Below are 16,963 nucleotides of genomic sequence, written 5' to 3' on the forward strand. Positions count from 1 at the left end.
AATATTATATGTAATTGCATATAATTAGTATAAATTATTAAAAATTATATGTAATTACATATAATAGCTAGTTTTAATTGTAAGGAAATGGTTTGAATATAATTTCTTGCAGAGCCCGCGAGAAAAAGGCAATTCAGACTGGGAACAAAAACCCGCTTCAGCTCGTCAAATTGTACACGCATAATGACTTAGCGGTTTTAGCAGTTTTTTCCAAAAAGCTTTTCATGCTGGCATTGAGGTTAAAGGTTACCGTATTCCAGTAAAGGATATTATTTAGAATTGCGACGCATTACCGGGAGACTGTTGCCTGTAATTTCCGGGGTGGTGATCGGTCGTTTTATGCAGTCCTGTTTATGAAACTTTTGAACACCAGAAGCAAACCAATCGGTATATTTTCGGGAGTGTAAGTTATGAGTGCAAGAAAGGTATTGAGGAAATCCTACTTGAAAGGCCGAAAGCAATCGAAGAATTAAAACATGGGAAATAAATTGAATATTTACCTGACAAACCGTCATTGTCTATTTTATATATATTTTAAAATCAGATAAATGACAAGCTCTTCTTTATAGATCACTTTAAGTAAGAAAAGCCATTTGACTCCCCCTTTGACGGCAGAAAAGCACCTCAGTAAGGGTCATTTCAGGATATTTTAAGGGATGCATTGATGGATTTAAATCGTTAACCCATTAGCGTCAGCAGTCAATATTTCACTCATATAGTTGAAGAACGGGCGCATGTTCTTATACGCATGGCTCATTTGCTGCACGAAATCTTTGCTCATCACGTCATCCGTCGAAAATCTTTGAACTGGCAAAAACTGCCTTTAACTGTATTGCTATTGAAGTGCTAATGATTATTGAATTGCAATTTGCCAGCTGTAAATAATTACTGGAAACTATTCCCGGCCTGTAAAACCACCCGCTAATATCTTTTGAGTCTTACCTGGTAATCTCTGGTTCGCCAAACTGAAAAATCATCCGCGATCAAATCATTGCTATAGTATGCGACGATTTCGTTCATTTTTTATGGCATTGAAATACCGACAGGCTGGTATAAGGGTCAGCCTGCGTGATATCTACCCGGGCGACCTCGAAATCACTTTCCGTATCAAGGTGTTCGGGTTTGACCCGGATCATATAGCTGTAGGCGTGACCCTGCGGGTTCCCGTAATCAAAACTGATGCCCGGCTTGTTTTTAAATAAAGATTGCGCTGTGGTCAGGGAATTTTTACCGGTCCCCCAGTCGTGCAAATTGGTAAAGTAGACCCCCTTTTGGCCGGAAAGCGGTTGCAGGGCCGAAAGCAGACCCAGGTACTTTTCCCGTGGCAGGTGCCAGCCGGATTTATCCCCGGCAGAAGTCACTGTAACGGTAGGGGACATAGCGCCCATGAACGCGGCGCTGTTGGCATAGCTGCTGCCGTGGTGATCAGCTTTAAACCCGCAGATATGGCCTCCGCCATGGAGCTGGCCGTTCAGGGTATGCACAGCCGGAAGATCGATCGCCAGGTAGCGGATCAACGGGTCTTCCTGGTTGATATACACATCCTGCGAAGAACCGCCGAGATCGCCGCCGATAAAATAGCGGAATTCGCCGCAGCGCAGGACGAAGGCCAGTGAAAAGTTGTTAGCATTGTTCTTGTCCGGCAGCGGGTCGGCGACCGTAGGGCCGTTGTTCAGGGTATTGCCCCAGCCGGCCACGCATTCGAGCGTGACGGGCAAACCGCCCAGTTGCCCGATGAGGAGTTTCCGGCCGAGGCCGGAACTGTTGCCTGTGCCGTAGGAGATGAATACTTCGCTTCTGCCATTTAAGAAATGGTGGCTGGTGGCTTTAGAGACCATGCTGAGCCATTGGCTGGCGACAGTCATGCTGGCGGGTTTAGGTTCAGCCAGCAGTTTCAGCCGGGGCTGGGCCGGGAAATAGGTTTTGAAGTCATAGCCGCCGGGATCGACCAGGCTGTCCGCGGTCAGCTGACCGCTGCCCAATGCATTCAGGCCGGTATAATGGTCATTGTGGTAGTGGGTCAGGATGATATACTTGAAATGGGTATCAGCTGCGATCTTTTGAATATAGGGCAACAGGCTGGCGCCGGCAGTGGACAGCCCCCCGTCGATGAGGATCTTGGCCGTATACTTTTGCGTGCTGTGGTCATAGATCCCGATCATGGTGGCATCCCCGTTATTGACGTTGATATGATGGATTTGGAGCTCCTGCTGGGCAAAAGCCTGGCCCATGCTGAAGCAGGCAGCGAAAAGGGCCAGCAGGAGCCCGGTTAGCCGGTGGTTATAGGTTGGTTTCATGGTTGGTTCGAGATATGCTTAAATGTAGAGATAAATCCTTGTAAGTCAATGGCTATCTGAAAAATGGGTGTTTTCACGGGTTGACAGGCCCGTGCTATTCATTTAGCTTTAAAATATCATCAGGTATATCAGCGTTTTTCATTTGGCCGGTATAGAATCCGCCATGGCCAACAGCCTGAAATTCAAAATTTGCTTCGGGGTACATGGGACCTTAATGCAGTGAAGTTCCCCGATTGCCCGACGTGCCGTCCAGGTGACCAGAAAACGATCGATGGTTAAGGCGAGCCGGGGATCGCGGGAATTGACCCGCGCAGCCGGTTTAACAACCCGAGGATATCGATTTCGTTACCAAAGCCGAAGTCAGATCAAAAACAATACTGCGTGCAACATTCCCGAAGCCAGGAGCGCAGGCGATAAAAAAAGCCGGGCCAATGAAATTACCCTACCCCTGAAATATAAATGTTTTTTAATAATCCATGAGCTCCTTAACAGGAATATCAAGCCCCCTGGACAGTTCGATGATCGTCAGAAACGTCAGGTTGATCTCCCCGTTTTCATAACGTTTGATATCACTGTGCTCAATATTACAATTCAGTGCAAGTTTCCGGAGAGAGAGATTTTTACTTTTGCGAAGCACTTGCAGATGCTGACCAAACTTTACTAAGGCGTCTTTTTGTACTTCGCTAATCATCACAGTTATAACTGTGCGAAAATTCCCTGTTTTATGAATAAATTATGTTGTGTTTTAACACACCATTTAGTACTTTTGATTAGAGATGAGCAAAAGTTTTAAAGTCCATAAAAACCTTTGAATTTTATTTCTAATTTTATCTGATAATTAACCGGTTAAAGGAAAAATATCATGACCGAAAGCACCAGCGAACAAGCCATACTGACCTCAAATCTTAAAGATCTGGCCGTTAGTGAGAATTTTTACCTGAGAAGTAAGCTGATGGGTTATACGTCTATATCGGATATTGTTGAGACGCCCGTCAATGTTTTGCTGGGTAAGGAAGATTTTAATTACAATTATCTTGGAGAGCTTGTCAAGCTCTTAAAGTTCCATAACATATTGCACAAATTGCAGCCACTACCGGGAAGTAGTTCTTATTGATCCGGACGATCATCCTGCTCAAATAATCCCGCAACACCGCCGCAGTAACCTGGCTGATGCTGTAGTATTCTTTGCTCAGGCTGCCATAAGATATCTGCTGCTGCCTTTTTGAGCGATAATGCAGGACGACAAATTTCAGGACCTCTGAAATGCTGGCGTTGCCAAAAACGCCTTCGTCATAACATAATTTTACCAGGCAGGCAATCTGCGCAACAGAAAGATTCAGGATCTGTTTTTCCATTATGCGTTCAACGGCAATCGAAGTATGCGGGCCTGTAACCGAGTTCGGGATCACTGCCAGGGCAATTTCATCATTAAGCCAGGACTCCAGCATCTGCTTCACCGTCGGCCAGGAAGGATGGTAGCTAAAAGAAGGTTTGGTCTGCCGGCTTTTGACAGATGACAGCGATCGCGTTAAAACCTTCAGGTAATCATCCCTCGTGTCGGCCAGGTCCAGTTCCGCTTTGATACCGGCCTGGTAGTATGCGAAGAAATCAAGGTTGTTAAAGTTGAGATAGATCAGCATCATCGCTATTTTTTGTTCCCAGTCCTTTACATCGGGCGAACCAAAAACATCAAGCAATTCACTGACAAATTCTTTCAGGTAGATCAGGCTCCTGAAATTCAGATGGGCGGGAAACTTTTGAACTGAAAAAGACCGCAGGTAAACGGACAGGCATTCTTTTAAATTCCCGGACCCGATATGGTCGTCGACTTTCAAAAGGAGCGATTCGATCGGTTCGCTCATTTCTGAAAAGGCAATCAGACGGTAGGCATCCGGTATCCTTGCCTCCAGGCTGAAGTATTTGGAAAAGAAACGCTCGATATAGTTTAACAAGCGGAATACATAAGATATAAATAGCCTCACTATCGCAGTGTTTTCAGAAGACCATTCTTTTTCTGGAGGCCCATCCGGCGGCAAATAGGATTGCAGTTGGTCGGCCAGCTCGATCAGGCCGGTCTGGTGGTATTGTATGTACCTTTCCACCAGGTTTTCTTTCGGGGTCGTAAAAATAGCTTTCGTCAAAGCTTCACTAATGCGGCCGCATTCCTTTTCGATGACCTGCCCTTTCTCCGTGACCGGATTTATCGCGTTAAATTCCTTGCCCGCAACGCCCGGAGCCAGCTGAGCGGCTAATTCCTCTAACTTTTTAAGTTCATATTCAAGCAAGGCATAAGGGATTAAAGGTAAAAAGCACCGGGAACGGATCCTTACTTCCCGCTACCCCTGAAAATATGGGTCGTCGTGATAATGGTGATCGTTGTGTTGGTAGGATCAGTGCCCGTTGTTTGGGTCGTATCACTACCGGTAAATTCCTCTCCCTTGTACAGGTACAGGGTTTTCGTTTCTTTTTTTAGATTTTTAGTTGATAAACTTTTCATAACTTGAATTTTTATGAAAAATTAGTCCCCTGAATTTTCGATCTGAACTTTAGTACACGAAACGGGATTTGCGATAGATAGAAACTTGTTCCTGACAATTAGTACACTATAGAATGAATACTTATCCGGCAAGGCTGCGGCCTTTGATTTCCCATGCCGGTGCATGGGGCCTCTTCATCCTTTACGAGCTGGGGGCGGTGTATTGCGTAACCGGTAAAATTGCCAACCTGAAAGACGGTCTCGTCTATTACCTGCTGAATATTTTGCTTTTTTATGTGAACGCCTGCGTGGTCTTTGATTTTTCATTCAGCCGGTTCAAACGCCATTACCTGGCCCTGGCGTTGTTATTAACGCTGGAGCTCGTTGTTTATCTATTGTTGAAGTATGGCATCGATTACCTGATCGGCCCGTTCCGGTTGCCAGCTTACAACTTTTCCTATATCAGCCGGTATGTCTATGTCAATATTTGGCGGGGCCTTTATTTTGTCGGCTTAAGCACCACTTACTGGCTGATCCGGCGGACAATTGCCTACAGGCGAACGATCAATGAAGCGGAAAAACAACAGCTGTTGCTTTCCAGGCAAAAAGCGGAGATAGAAAGGAACCTGGCAGAGATCAGGTACGCACATCTCCAGCAACAGATCAACCCTCATTTTTTGTTTAACACGCTGAACTTCCTTTACAATACCGTTTATAAGCATTCACCGGAAGCCTCCGGATGCATTCTGCAGCTTTCTGAGATACTCCGGTATTCACTGGAAGAGTACGACGAAACCGGGCAGGCCGAACTTTCAAAGGAAGTGGAGCAGATCAATAACTTTATTGCCATCAACCGCATGCGGTACGATTATGATCTGTTCGTAGACGTAAGCATGACCGGCGAATTCCATGGCGAGAAAATTATCCCGCTTGCCCTGCTCACCCTCGTCGAAAATATATTTAAACATGGTAACCTGAAAAGCACGGCTAACCCGGCGAAGATATCGCTGGACATTAATGATGAAAAGATGCTTAAATTTAATACCTGGAACCTTAAAAAGGCCCGGACATCCTTCAGGCGGACGAAAAGCATCGGTCTTCAGAATACGATTAAGCGCCTGCAGTATGCTTATGGAAGCAGGTACAAGCTAACCATCGATGATCAGGAAGAAAGTTATGGTATTGAATTAGTCATATCCTTATGAATTTAACCTGTTATATAGTAGATGATGAATTTCATGCAATTGAAATATTAAAGGCATTTGTAGAAAAAACGCCGGGCCTCGAATTGGTCGGGTACTCATCCGACCCTTTATATGCCCTTAACCAGGTGGCTAACGCCAATCCTCCGGACCTGACGTTCCTGGATGTAGATATGCCGGAGCTTTCAGGAATGGAATTCGCCGTTTTGGTCAACCTGTATACCAAGGTGATCTTCACGACCTCCTTTCCTGAATTCGCTATCGAAGCCTTTGAAAAGGAAGCGTTTGACTACCTGCTGAAACCTATCGGTTACGAACGTTTCCTGAAGACCATCATGAAATTGAAACGGAATAAGATAGAAAAAGAGGTGCTTACACATTCGCCACGGCAATTCTTTTTTATCCAAAGCGATGTGAAAGGAAGAATGATTAAGATCGTCAATAAGGATATCCTTTACATTGAATCCGCACAGAATTACATTAAGATCAACACAGTCCAGGGACATCACATGGCCTACCTGACCATGGGCGAAGTGGAAAATTACCTCCCCAAAGAACATTTTTCAAGGGTCCACCGCGGTTTTATTATTAATAATGACTTTGTTAAAACCGTCGAACAGGGACAGGTGATCATGGACGACGACAAAAGTATAGTCCTCGGCGGCCATTATAAGGAACCATTCCTGGAACTGATGAAGCAGCAGCTCATTCAAAGCAAACGCAGAACCTAATCGGTTTTCATCCTCGCCTTTTGTGACAGCTTATATTTGTAGAAACAATAATAGATCACCATTTCCTGCTTACGCTGCTGGTCAGTAAAAACCCGGTTCAGCTGCATGTGGATCATGTCGGCCATCAAAGATTGCTTGCGGTTATCAACCTGTTCAATCGTTTTTGCGACCAACTCAAGGGATTGGCGGAATGCCTTTTGGAAACGCATGAGTTTCAACTGCTGAAAGATGCGGTTCTGCTCACCTAAAACACCAAAGTCGTTTTTTAAGTGCCGGTAGCGTTCGTCCATCTCTATCTTTAGCGCCTTGTTACCGTGGAACTCCAAAAAAAAGGACTGGAAAATGCCGTCGATGAATTCGATTTGCTGGCTTGAATAAACCGAATGACCCCACTCTTATCAATTACCATTTGCCCTGATTCATCAAAAATTGTATAGTTCAGACAATATTCCCAAGTGGGCATGTAGTCTTACATTCCGGAACTGATCGATTATTTAAATGAATCCCTAAGTACATCGGCTAAGCACGTCATTATCAATCAGCAAATCGAACCTGTTTATTTGACGTATCGCAGGCTATTCCGGTAGGGATCATCTTAAACGAAACTATCACCAATGCGATCAAATACGCCTTCCCTTCAAAGAAAATGGGCGAAATTAATGTATCGATGAAATATGTCAACGGATTGGTTGACCTCGAGATTTCTGACAATGGTGTAGGCTTTCCGCCAGAATTTGATTTCCAGAAAGCAAATTCGCTGGGGATGAATTTAATGAAAGGATTAGTTAACCAGCTTACGGGAACTCTCAAATTCAATGTCTATAACGGGGCAAATATCCGAATCAAATTCTCATTGGATCATATTTCGGCATTGAACTAAACGAATTGCATTCTCCTATTCATATCCATCATCTTATTTTCTCGTAGTCCCCTTCCTAACCATAGGTATCGTAGTAATGAAATTTTTAACAAGTTTATGGAGTGTCCAAATATCGCTAATCGGCTAAATTTCGACGAACTGTCGAATTATTTTTTATTTAAATATAATACAACACACTATAAGTCAGCTATTTATGTTATGGCATTAGTTTTGGTTTCCATTACCCATGAAGCTGGAAGGCCCAGCCGGAGTATCGGATTCTTTATACATGATAAAATGAAAAATTATAATAATAAAAAACAGGCGATCATCGGTTTGCAACACCGGGGTTATGATCTGGATTTTGTCTTTAAAGACGAAAATTTGCTCTGCCTGCAGGAGCTTGAACTTATCGGGCCCGACGAATTTGAAATCGAGGAAACCTACAAGTTTGAGGAAAACCACAACATTGCACAAACCTTTGTTGTTTATGCCATCAAGTCTGTGCAGCGGGACCTGAAAGGGATATTGTTGACTTCCTACAGCGCCTTTACCAAGGGCCTTGGATTTCGTTTGTGGTGCAAACTATCGCAAACACTTTGAGAACCTTCTAACCAAATGAAGTATCAAGTGAATGGATGCGGTCGTGAGGAATCACGTATTTCTTTACGCAACGTTAATGGAATGCCCATTGGCAAAGGCATTTTCCTGACAGGAAGTGTTGTTTTTCAGCCGGCAAATGCAGGGCTTCGTGCCTGAAGCCCTGCTTCATACTACCTCGGATTTTGGGGTATACCGCTCATCTGAATCACTGTAGGCGGTAATATAAAAGCATAACGCTTGTCATTTGGCAGCAAAGTATAACCCTTGCCGTTTAAATTACGCCGCAGCGTTACCGCAAAGCGCGGGTCCTGGTTCAGCCGCCTCAGATCCGCCCACCGCAGTTCCCCCCGGAAAGCCAATTCCTTCCTTCGTTCCTTCAGGATCAGCGCCAGCGCATCGTCCGCAGCCATTTCAGACGAATAAGGCACATAGGTCCCGGCCGCAAACCGCGTGGCAAGCAAACTGTTAAGGTCCTTTATGCCCGCTGACACATTGCCCAGCCTGACAAATGTCTCCGCCCTGGTCAGCAAAACCTCGTCCGTCGCGATACCATTGAAAAGCGAACCATAACTTTGCCCCACATAGTCGCCCTTAAAAGCGTAATGCCCATTTTCCGCGTACACATAAAACAAATATTTCCTCAGGTCATTACCGCTGTACGTGCCGTAAAGGATAGTGTCCACCCTTGCATAATAAGGATCTACCACGTCATCATAGGCAATACTGGACGCATGAAAGATCACCTCATCATTAAATAAGGAAAACGGATTCAGCGAAGCCGTATCCAATGTATTATAATTAATCAGGCTGTGGTAAATCCCCAGGCAGGAATCGGCATATAAATTGGCATTGGCGTAATCCTGCATCGCCAGGTATACCCGCGCCAGCGCCCCAAATGCAGCCGGTCTGGAAGGCCTCGTCTTCACAGTTGGCACATCCGGCAGCAGCAACGCCGCCAATTTCAGATCACCAATGATCTGCTGATAGGTAGCCTCCAGCGATGACCTCGTCGTTTTTGCCGTAATATCCGCTTTCAGCTCCAGGGGAATTCCCAAATCCTGCCCGCTAACCGACCGGTTATAAGGCGCCGTATAAACATTCGCCAACTGGTAAAGATTATATCCCCTGAAAAATAAAGCAGCGCCTTTGACGCTGCCAGGCGCAGCGCTGCCCGACGGAACCTGGTCAATATTATCCAGCACCACGTTGGCTACCAGGATATTATGATAACCATACTGCCAGTCAAAGTTATTGACCGCCCCCGCGTCCCAGATGTAAGTGTTCCTCGCATTAACCGAAAACGACAGCCAGTCGTTATAACCCACAAAGTAATCGTCGCAGGCAATATCCCCCGAATCAGGGTAGGAGGTATTCAATGCATTGTTATCCAGCAGGGCCTGCAAGTCCCCGATAGAAGAGGGCGCAGCCAGCGCCTTGTCCGGTTTTGCGTCCAGGTACTTTTGACAGCCACACACTAAAAAGAAATATCCGGCCGCCATAAAATAGATCAGGAACCTTTTTCCGATAAAAAATAAGCCCCTTTTTTTCTGATTGATTTTCATATGAATGTGATTATAAGTCCAGTTTAAAGCCCAAAGAAATTGAACGCGGATCCGGCAAGCCCGATCCATAGTCCGGATCAAGCCCCAGTTTATTGGCCCGCCAGATAATGCCCAGGTTATTCGCGTAAGCAAATACCTCGAACGCCCGGATGGGAGACCCGGACAATTTTATGCCGGAAAAAACATAACTCAGCCTGATGTCCTGCAGCCGGATATTATCCCCCTTTTCTACCGTGGCCGTAGAATAATCATAAACCGCATCCCGGTTCTCATCCGCAGGGTAGACCAGCGATGGCACATTTGTATGCAGCTCGTCCCCCGGCTGCTGCCAGCGCTTTGCGTAGTCATTATAACCCACCCAGTTGCTGAACAAGCTGGAATAGGAAGTCGCATTACGCCGGAAATAATAATCAAAACGGTAGCTGATATTCAACGAAAGACTGACCCCCTTATAGCTCCAGTTATTGCGGAAAGAACCAAAAAGCTGCGGAACCGCAGAACCGCTTACCACCAGGTCATTCTTATCCAGCCCTGATACAATAGCCGAATAATCCTCGCTTTTCACGCCATTCAAATAGACAACAGGATTCCCATTGGCCGGGTCAAGGCCAGCCCAGCGATAGCTGACAATGCTCTCCGCAGGCGCGCCGACCAGCGGCGAGGTTATCGTGCCGCTGTTTATAAAGGAATTGAAGTTCGCCGGCGTAAAAAGATATTTGGAGACCCTGTTCCTGTTAACAGAAAACAATACATTGCTGTTCCATTCAAATGCACCCCGGATATTGATACTGTTCAGCACCACATCCCAGCCGTGCGTTTTCAGATCAGCGCTATTGGTATTCAAAAACCCGCCCGCACCAATCGTCGGGTCAGCCGGCACCTGACCGATCAGGTCCTCAGAATTTTTATAATAATACTCCACACTGCCCGAAACCCTATTGCCGGCCAGCGCAAAATCAACCCCAACGTTCGTCATCGCCGTTTTCTCCCATTGCAGATTGGGATTCGGGTAGTTACTGATCACCGCAAAAGGCAATCCCGTCAGGCTGTTGAAAGGCAGCACATTCTGGTACCTGATCGTCGCTATCGCCGGAATGCTGTTGTTAATATTTCCGCTGTAACCAAACGTTGCCCTCAGCTTGAGGTAGGGTATAAGCGCCCAGTGATAAAACGGCTCGCCCGACAATACCCATGATCCCCCCGCAGACCAAAGCGGAACCCATTTATGATTAGTTTCGACCCCAAAGAGGTTATTGGCATCCCTTCGCCCCGAGACGCTCAGCGTATACCGGCTCAAATAGGAGTAGGCCGCGTTTCCGTAAAGCGAGACCGTACGGTTCAGCAGCCCCGAGTAGCTGTTTGGAAAAGGTATCCTGGAGCTACCCGCCACGTTACCGTAACTCGGAAAGTCTGTCACCTGGTCCACCGGTTGCACGCTCAGGTTTTCCGCGTTATAACCGTAGGTCCTGATCAGGACTAAATCGTTCGAGCGCTGGCTGAGCTCCCCGCCGATCAGCGCATCGATCCCCGACCTCCCTAAATTCTGATTGTAATTGAGCTGCCCACGGATATCGTGGGAGACCAGCCGCCCCGTTTGCTGGTCAACAATACTGCCAATAGGGATAGGGTAGGTGATACCTCCGCTGCCAGCCTGGGTAAAAGTGTTCACCAGGTTCCGCGTAAAATAAGTCGCCGGACTATAATTATTACTGCCATCGGCAGACCCGTTTTCATACTGGTATTTCAATTCTGCGCTGAAGACCGAAAGGAACTTATAGTTCAGTCCCGTATTCAGCAATATATCCTCATTCTGCAGCCGGTTATCAGCCAGCTTTATCTCCGCAAGCGGGCTGTAACGCCAGTTCAGCAGCTTCCCCTGCCCCGCAGTATCCGCCCAGCTTGCCCGGTGGTCCCGTACAATAGGCAAAGGATTACCGTTCCCGTCTGCCAGTTGTGCATAAGGATAAAGACCAAAACCCCCGCCTGAGTTAATACTTCCATAGCCCCCCTGGCTGTCCGTTACCGTATTGCTTTTAGTATATTGAATCCCCGCCTGTATATCCAGGTTCCTGGAAAGCCTGAAGTGATGAACATCCCTTACCGTAAGCCGGTCATAGCTGTTTCCAACCAGCGACTGGAGATTGTTGTCATAGCCCACCGACACGTTATAATTGGTTTTGTCACTTCCCCCCGAAATACTGATGCTATGCTGCTGATTCACCGCATTCCGGTAAACATACCGTTCAAAGTCCGTCCGTACATCATGCTGCTTTAGTAAGCTGATCTGCAAATCTGCAGCCCCGCTGCTGATACTCCCGTTTCTTTCCCCGTTCAGAAGCTCCACCACCGGCGATAAGACCGGGTAAGTGAAATGGTTGCCAATCGGCGCATCATAAAACCCCTTGCTGAACAGGTACTGTTCAAGGTCTATAAAGTCAGCCGGACTGATTACCGGAACACTAAACAGGTCCGGTTTCGCCGAAACCGTCACGTTGCTGCTCACTGAAACCTGCAACCCCCGGTTGTACTTTCCCTTTTTTGTCGTGATCACAATCACCCCGTTCCCCGCCCTGGTGCCCCAGATCGAGGCCGCCGCCGCATCCTTCAGTACCGTGATGCTCTCCACATCATTCGGATTGATATTATTGATGTCCCCGTCGTACGGGAAATTATCCACGACAATCAGCGGCGTGCTGATCAGTGAAGTTAATGTACTCAGCCCCCTCACACTGATACTATTGACCCCGTTATTCCTTTTGTCAAAGAGCACACTGCTGGCAACCCCGTCCAGGTGGCTCAGCACATCCGTGCTGACCGACCGGTTAAAAAGACGATTATCGATCTGATCAAAAGAACCCGTCGCCCGTTCCTTCGGCAGCTGCTGGTAACCCGTCGAAACCACAATGGCGTCCAGGTTATGACTATAAGGCGAAAGCAATATCGTTACCAGCTTTCCATCATTTGAAACAGCAATACTAGCCGCCTGGTAACCGACAAAAGAGACGATCAAACTGTCCGCTACACCGGCCAGGGAAAGCTCGAACTTTCCATCCTTGTCCGTTGTCGTAACCATATGTGACCTCATTAGCCTGACCGTAGTGCCCGGCAAGGGCTCGCCCGATTTTATATCCGAGACCGTTCCCCGAAGCTTTTGCTGCGCCATCAAAAAACCGGGCAGCAAAATAAAGAGCATTAAATAAATTTTTTTCATTGGATTTGGTTTAGATTAATTCAATGTTGATTAAAGACCGCGGGCGAAAGCACAGGCCGGAGAATATCTTCCTTCAGAACAAACATTTCAATCGCTCTTTTACACCGCACCAGTTCCAGCCCGTTTGCTTTAAGCGTCTTTCGCCAGGATACTTCGTTCTCAGGCATTACCGGATAGTCCAGGTCAAAATATACCTGACCAAAAGTTGCTGTTTCATCGATCACCGGTATTAAGTTTTCTTTTTCATTCATCGCCTCCACAAGGGCTTTGACAGAAACATGATGGTAAGACATGGGCAATCCCGGATATAGAACATGCGTTTGTTTTTTGAATGTGCTTGCAGGCGGAAGACCATGCAGGAACCGGATAGCCAGCACCTCCGTATTTACTTTTTCTATGGCGCCAGTCACCCCCAGTTCGCCCTCGACCAGCGCCTTCATCTGCAACAATAGCTGATCCCTGCTCACGCCCTTAGGCGCGGTCGCCTCAAACGAGTAGCAATGTTTGGCGTCCCATACATCCTGGTACTGCTGACCCTCATTGATGTACCCGGAGCGATCTGTCACCTCAAGTATCCTCCGGTTGGCCGTAAGCGGCAGACCGCTCTGCAATATCTGCCCGTAAAAATTCAGCACCGGGTAATTCAAATAATCAAAACGCTGGTCCCCCGTCAAGCTATCGACTATTAATCTCCCCCCTGAACCCACCCCCGCTATATACCCGCCGAGGACCGCCCCGTAGACCCTCGTCGATGAAACCAAACCCGCAGTATGATCAATACGGTAAAGCGGCTGCACAAAATCCCAATCCTTCCGGTCAACTTTGGCAGTTAACCTGACAGCCCGCTTATTTAAGACCGAATCAATGTTTTTAGCCACCAGATAATCATCCGCAGTAGCCGCAATAAAAACACCGTGGTCAATCCAGATCACATGCGGACTATAGATATGAGGAAATAATTGTTTGAGCAAGGTATCATTACATGCAACCGGCAAACCCAGATCCTTCAGGCGCGGGTGATATCTGTAGAACTTCAGCACCTCCTCCGGCTTCTCAAAATCAATCTGTATGATCTTGATTTTATCCCCAAACCGCTTTTGCAGCGCAGCAACCCCCGGCATGTCCTCAATACACGTCCCGCAACGGGTAAACCAGAAATCAAGGATGAGCAGCTTATTTTTGTAATCCGAAATTTTAATTTCCGGCAAGGGGTTATTTAGAACATCTTTCAAATTGACTTCAGGCAACACATCGCCAACTTTTAGCGGCGTCTGCCTGCGCTCCTGCGCATAACTCAGGATATTTGTAACCAGGATGATCACTGCCGCAATAAAAATGATGATCGCCAGTTTAAACTCGTTCCATACACCGTCCAGCCGCGTGGGCGGGTTGTTGTAAGGACAATACGGACAATATTGTCGCTCTTTTTCCTTCCCTTTGGACAATAGCTTTCCAGGGAAGCCAAATTTTAGCTTCATTTATGTGTAGAATTAATTAAACAAGAAGGTTAATTGATAAAAAGAAATATGCAGCCCTGAGCCACATTGGAGTAATGCTTACATCATTCCGGAGGAGAAATGAGCAAAAACCAGGTATGTACGGCGTGATTAGCCATTTGCCTGATCTTTTTTTTCTTCACCGGAAACCCTGTTAGCCTGGTGCAGCGTATACGCCGCCGCAACCAGGTCAATTAACTGATCCAAAAACAGGGCAAGTTCTTCATTCGGGAGCTTTTCTTTCAACCCGCACGAATTCGTAGTCCAGCATTTAAACAAATAAAAGGTATTCACCCACATCGTTTCACTACTGTAATTCCTAAAAAACAAGTCAATTACCTCCTCAGGAGGCAAATCAGATGGACAATAAGATTTCATAATAACAGCTTCCATAATTGGTTTTCGGTCTGGTAAGCTGGAAACACAAAAGGCGTGGAACCCAACTTACCGCCTTAGAGGCCGTAGGAGGCCCGGAAACGAATAAGTCAGGCCCACGCCTTTAGCGTGAGCACTGTCACTTATCCTCCCGTTTCCTTTTGAAATTCCTACGTTTCTAAGACGAGATTCAAGTGCGAATGCCTCAATATTTTGAAGAATCGCAAATATATATTATAACATTATATTGAAATAGCTTTTGTTAGTTTATTGGTAAATTCAAAGGTAGCAAATATTCGATTTTGTTACAAGTACTTATAACAAAATATTTTTAAATTATTCTGTTCTTTCAACTTTATAAGGAAATGAAATGAATGAATCCCGTGATGGTGATCGTTTACGAAAGGTAGGGGATAAGATCCGAGAAATAAGAGAAGGTCTTAATCTAAGCCAGGATGAAGTCGTCCGTAGATGTGACGTCACTAAAGGCAATCTGAGTAATATTGAAAATGGTAATAAAGATTTTTATTTTACAACTTTACTTGAGATCGCAAAGGGTTTGGGAGTTGATGCGAAGGAGTTGTTGGATTTTTAAAATTTCGGTTCAAGAAATTTAATAGAACTAGGAGAGGTTAATTAAGGGTTCGATTCCCCTACGGGCTACTAAAGGGATTCTGTCCCGAAAACACTAAGGGTTGTTCTACAAAGAGCAGCCCTTTTTCTTTGGCTATCAGGGAGTTATAAGCAAACGCTTCGCTTATGGAGGGTGTTCTAAATGCCCCTTCAGAATAAACAAGATTATGTTTGAACACCCCTTTTACAAGATTAATTTTGGCCGAAATCTTGGCCTTTTCATAGATATCAAAAACATTGGTTAAAGCGGGCATAAAGCGTTCCAATTGTTGCCACTTATCTGGCCCGCTATTTTTTAATCTCGTAATATCTTTGATGGTCAAGGCCTTTTCTGAAGAATATTTTTGAAACCAATTTTTATAAGTTGAGGGTTCAATTTCGTCATTCATCAATCTCGCTTCGAGTTTCTCGATCTTTTTATTTATTTCTAAAAGTTCTTTCGATTTGGTCGCAAGCTCATTTTCTTTATCACCAATTATGGTTTTTAATTTGGTGGATACCATTTTTGTTATGGTTTTAAGTTGATCTTGGGAGAAACTTAATGAGCGTAACAGATCGTTAAACTGATTATGTAATGTTATACCTGAAATGTTGTTATTGGTATGTTTTATACAACGATAATACAAATAGTAATTACGTTTCCCTTTACTAAATCCAGCCGTCATGTGTAATCCGCACCAGCATTTAAGAATACCTCTTAAAGGAAACCTCTCTTCCGGTTGTGCTTTTGAAGGTCGTTTATTGCCAAGCATCTCTTGCACAATCCAAAAATCCGGTTCAGAAACAATAGGTAAATGAATGGCCTTAACGTATCGATCGGGCCGCTTCTTATCAGCTGGTACTTTAATTAAACCGGCATAGACACAATTACTTAGTACCTTTTGGATAGCGCTATTTCCTTTGATTGTAAACCCGATGGCCTTCACCTCTTTGTAAATCAGGTACATGGGTATACCAGATAAATAATCGTCGTATATTTTTTGAATGATCATCGCCCTGGGTTCATCAATAGCGAGGGTGCTTTTGTCAGAGACATCTTTTACATTAATATAGCCAAATGGCGCGCGATTAACATACCTGCCTGATTCCTGGGCATGACGCATTCCTTGTTTGGTCCGTTTACGTATCCGTAATAATTCTTCGTTGGCAATGAGGTAACGGAATGCACGCTGCATAAAAACGTTCGGGTCGTCCGGGTCGATATCAATCGGCTCATTTGTCGCGATGACTTTTATGCCAAACTTTACTTCCAACTCTGTAATTTTCGACAAAGCTTCAGAAAGATTACGGCTAAAACGGTCATGATCCATTATGATGAAATACTGGTTTTGACCTTTGTGCTTTTTTACGAAAGCCTCAACCGCTTTGTAGTCGGGCCGATCAAAGGTATAACTGCTTTCACCATTATCTTTAAACAGTGCGGTTAGCTCAATATTATTTCTTCTGCAATAATCTCTTATACTTTCTTCCTGATATTCTAACGAGTATCGTGATTGATCGCGAATACTTAATCTCATA

General features: G+C 45.4%; 15 protein-coding genes and 1 pseudogene. 6 read left to right on the top strand and 10 right to left on the bottom strand.

Annotated elements, in window-relative coordinates; genetic code table 11:
- Positions 1 to 1,016: 1,016 nt before the first annotated feature.
- The 4 genes from ACPPVU_RS12110 to ACPPVU_RS12125 all read right to left on the bottom strand — a co-directional run bounded on the left by ACPPVU_RS12110 (position 1,017) and on the right by ACPPVU_RS12125 (position 4,794).
- Entirely contained in the window at positions 1,017 to 2,297 is a 1,281-nt protein-coding gene (locus ACPPVU_RS12110; protein ID WP_426671971.1) for an MBL fold metallo-hydrolase, read from the bottom strand.
- A 466-nt stretch (positions 2,298 to 2,763) separates the two neighbouring features.
- The gene (locus ACPPVU_RS12115; protein WP_426671972.1) at positions 2,764 to 2,988 is read right to left on the bottom strand and encodes a helix-turn-helix domain-containing protein; all 225 of its coding nucleotides are present in this window, start codon (positions 2,986 to 2,988) and stop codon (positions 2,764 to 2,766) included.
- 355 nt (positions 2,989 to 3,343) lie between these two features.
- A complete protein-coding gene (locus ACPPVU_RS12120; RefSeq protein ID WP_426671973.1) occupies positions 3,344 to 4,582 on the bottom strand; it encodes a hypothetical protein in 1,239 nt (412 codons plus the stop codon).
- A 41-nt stretch (positions 4,583 to 4,623) separates the two neighbouring features.
- Complete coding sequence (locus ACPPVU_RS12125) at positions 4,624 to 4,794, bottom strand: hypothetical protein (protein ID WP_426671974.1); 171 nt, start codon at positions 4,792 to 4,794, stop codon at positions 4,624 to 4,626.
- A 113-nt stretch (positions 4,795 to 4,907) separates the two neighbouring features.
- Between ACPPVU_RS12125 and ACPPVU_RS12130 the strand changes: the two genes are divergently transcribed.
- Both ACPPVU_RS12130 and ACPPVU_RS12135 read left to right on the top strand, forming a co-directional pair.
- On the top strand, positions 4,908 to 5,978 hold the full coding sequence (locus ACPPVU_RS12130; RefSeq protein WP_426671975.1) for a sensor histidine kinase: 1,071 nt from the start codon (positions 4,908 to 4,910) through the stop codon (positions 5,976 to 5,978).
- Positions 5,975 to 6,706, top strand: coding sequence for a LytR/AlgR family response regulator transcription factor (locus ACPPVU_RS12135; RefSeq protein ID WP_426671976.1), 732 nt, complete (start codon positions 5,975 to 5,977; stop codon positions 6,704 to 6,706). Before ACPPVU_RS12130 ends, ACPPVU_RS12135 begins: the two co-directional genes overlap by 4 nt.
- On the opposite strand, the gene ACPPVU_RS12140 is transcribed toward ACPPVU_RS12135, so the two are convergent.
- Complete coding sequence (locus ACPPVU_RS12140; protein WP_426672198.1) at positions 6,703 to 7,068, bottom strand: lantibiotic dehydratase C-terminal domain-containing protein; 366 nt, start codon at positions 7,066 to 7,068, stop codon at positions 6,703 to 6,705. The genes ACPPVU_RS12135 and ACPPVU_RS12140 overlap by 4 nt on opposite strands.
- 188 nt (positions 7,069 to 7,256) lie before the next feature.
- Here ACPPVU_RS12140 and ACPPVU_RS12145 point away from each other — a divergent pair.
- The 3 genes and pseudogenes from ACPPVU_RS12145 to ACPPVU_RS12155 all read left to right on the top strand — a co-directional run.
- Positions 7,257 to 7,586, top strand: a pseudogene (locus tag ACPPVU_RS12145) (sensor histidine kinase); the annotation flags it as partial.
- A gap of 276 nt (positions 7,587 to 7,862) precedes the next feature.
- Positions 7,863 to 8,168, top strand: coding sequence for a hypothetical protein (locus ACPPVU_RS12150; RefSeq protein ID WP_426671977.1), 306 nt, complete (start codon positions 7,863 to 7,865; stop codon positions 8,166 to 8,168).
- Positions 8,169 to 8,183: 15 nt separating this feature from the next.
- Positions 8,184 to 8,324 (top strand): hypothetical protein, encoded by a 141-nt coding sequence (locus ACPPVU_RS12155; RefSeq protein WP_426671978.1) that lies wholly within the window; start codon positions 8,184 to 8,186, stop codon positions 8,322 to 8,324.
- 14 nt (positions 8,325 to 8,338) lie between these two features.
- On the opposite strand, the gene ACPPVU_RS12160 is transcribed toward ACPPVU_RS12155, so the two are convergent.
- From ACPPVU_RS12160 to ACPPVU_RS12175, 4 genes are all read right to left on the bottom strand, one after another.
- Positions 8,339 to 9,730, bottom strand: coding sequence for a RagB/SusD family nutrient uptake outer membrane protein (locus tag ACPPVU_RS12160; RefSeq protein ID WP_426671979.1), 1,392 nt, complete (start codon positions 9,728 to 9,730; stop codon positions 8,339 to 8,341).
- A gap of 10 nt (positions 9,731 to 9,740) precedes the next feature.
- Entirely contained in the window at positions 9,741 to 12,941 is a 3,201-nt protein-coding gene (locus ACPPVU_RS12165) for a SusC/RagA family TonB-linked outer membrane protein (protein ID WP_426671980.1), read from the bottom strand.
- Between the two features lie 20 nt (positions 12,942 to 12,961).
- The gene (locus ACPPVU_RS12170; RefSeq protein ID WP_426671981.1) at positions 12,962 to 14,419 is read right to left on the bottom strand and encodes a TlpA family protein disulfide reductase; all 1,458 of its coding nucleotides are present in this window, start codon (positions 14,417 to 14,419) and stop codon (positions 12,962 to 12,964) included.
- 129 nt (positions 14,420 to 14,548) lie between these two features.
- Positions 14,549 to 14,830, bottom strand: coding sequence for a hypothetical protein (locus ACPPVU_RS12175; protein WP_426671982.1), 282 nt, complete (start codon positions 14,828 to 14,830; stop codon positions 14,549 to 14,551).
- Positions 14,831 to 15,182: 352 nt separating this feature from the next.
- On the opposite strand from ACPPVU_RS12175, the gene ACPPVU_RS12180 reads away from it, so the two are divergent.
- Entirely contained in the window at positions 15,183 to 15,407 is a 225-nt protein-coding gene (locus ACPPVU_RS12180; RefSeq protein ID WP_426671983.1) for a helix-turn-helix domain-containing protein, read from the top strand.
- 58 nt (positions 15,408 to 15,465) lie between these two features.
- Here the strand turns inward: ACPPVU_RS12180 and ACPPVU_RS12185 are convergent, their stop codons facing one another.
- Positions 15,466 to 16,962 carry a recombinase family protein gene (locus tag ACPPVU_RS12185; protein ID WP_426671984.1) on the bottom strand — a complete coding sequence of 499 codons (1,497 nt, stop codon included), beginning with the start codon at positions 16,960 to 16,962 and terminating at the stop codon, positions 15,466 to 15,468.
- Position 16,963 lies beyond the last annotated feature (1 nt).

It is taken from the genome of Mucilaginibacter sp. McL0603 (assembly GCF_049992945.1).
Taxonomy (GTDB): domain Bacteria; phylum Bacteroidota; class Bacteroidia; order Sphingobacteriales; family Sphingobacteriaceae; genus Mucilaginibacter.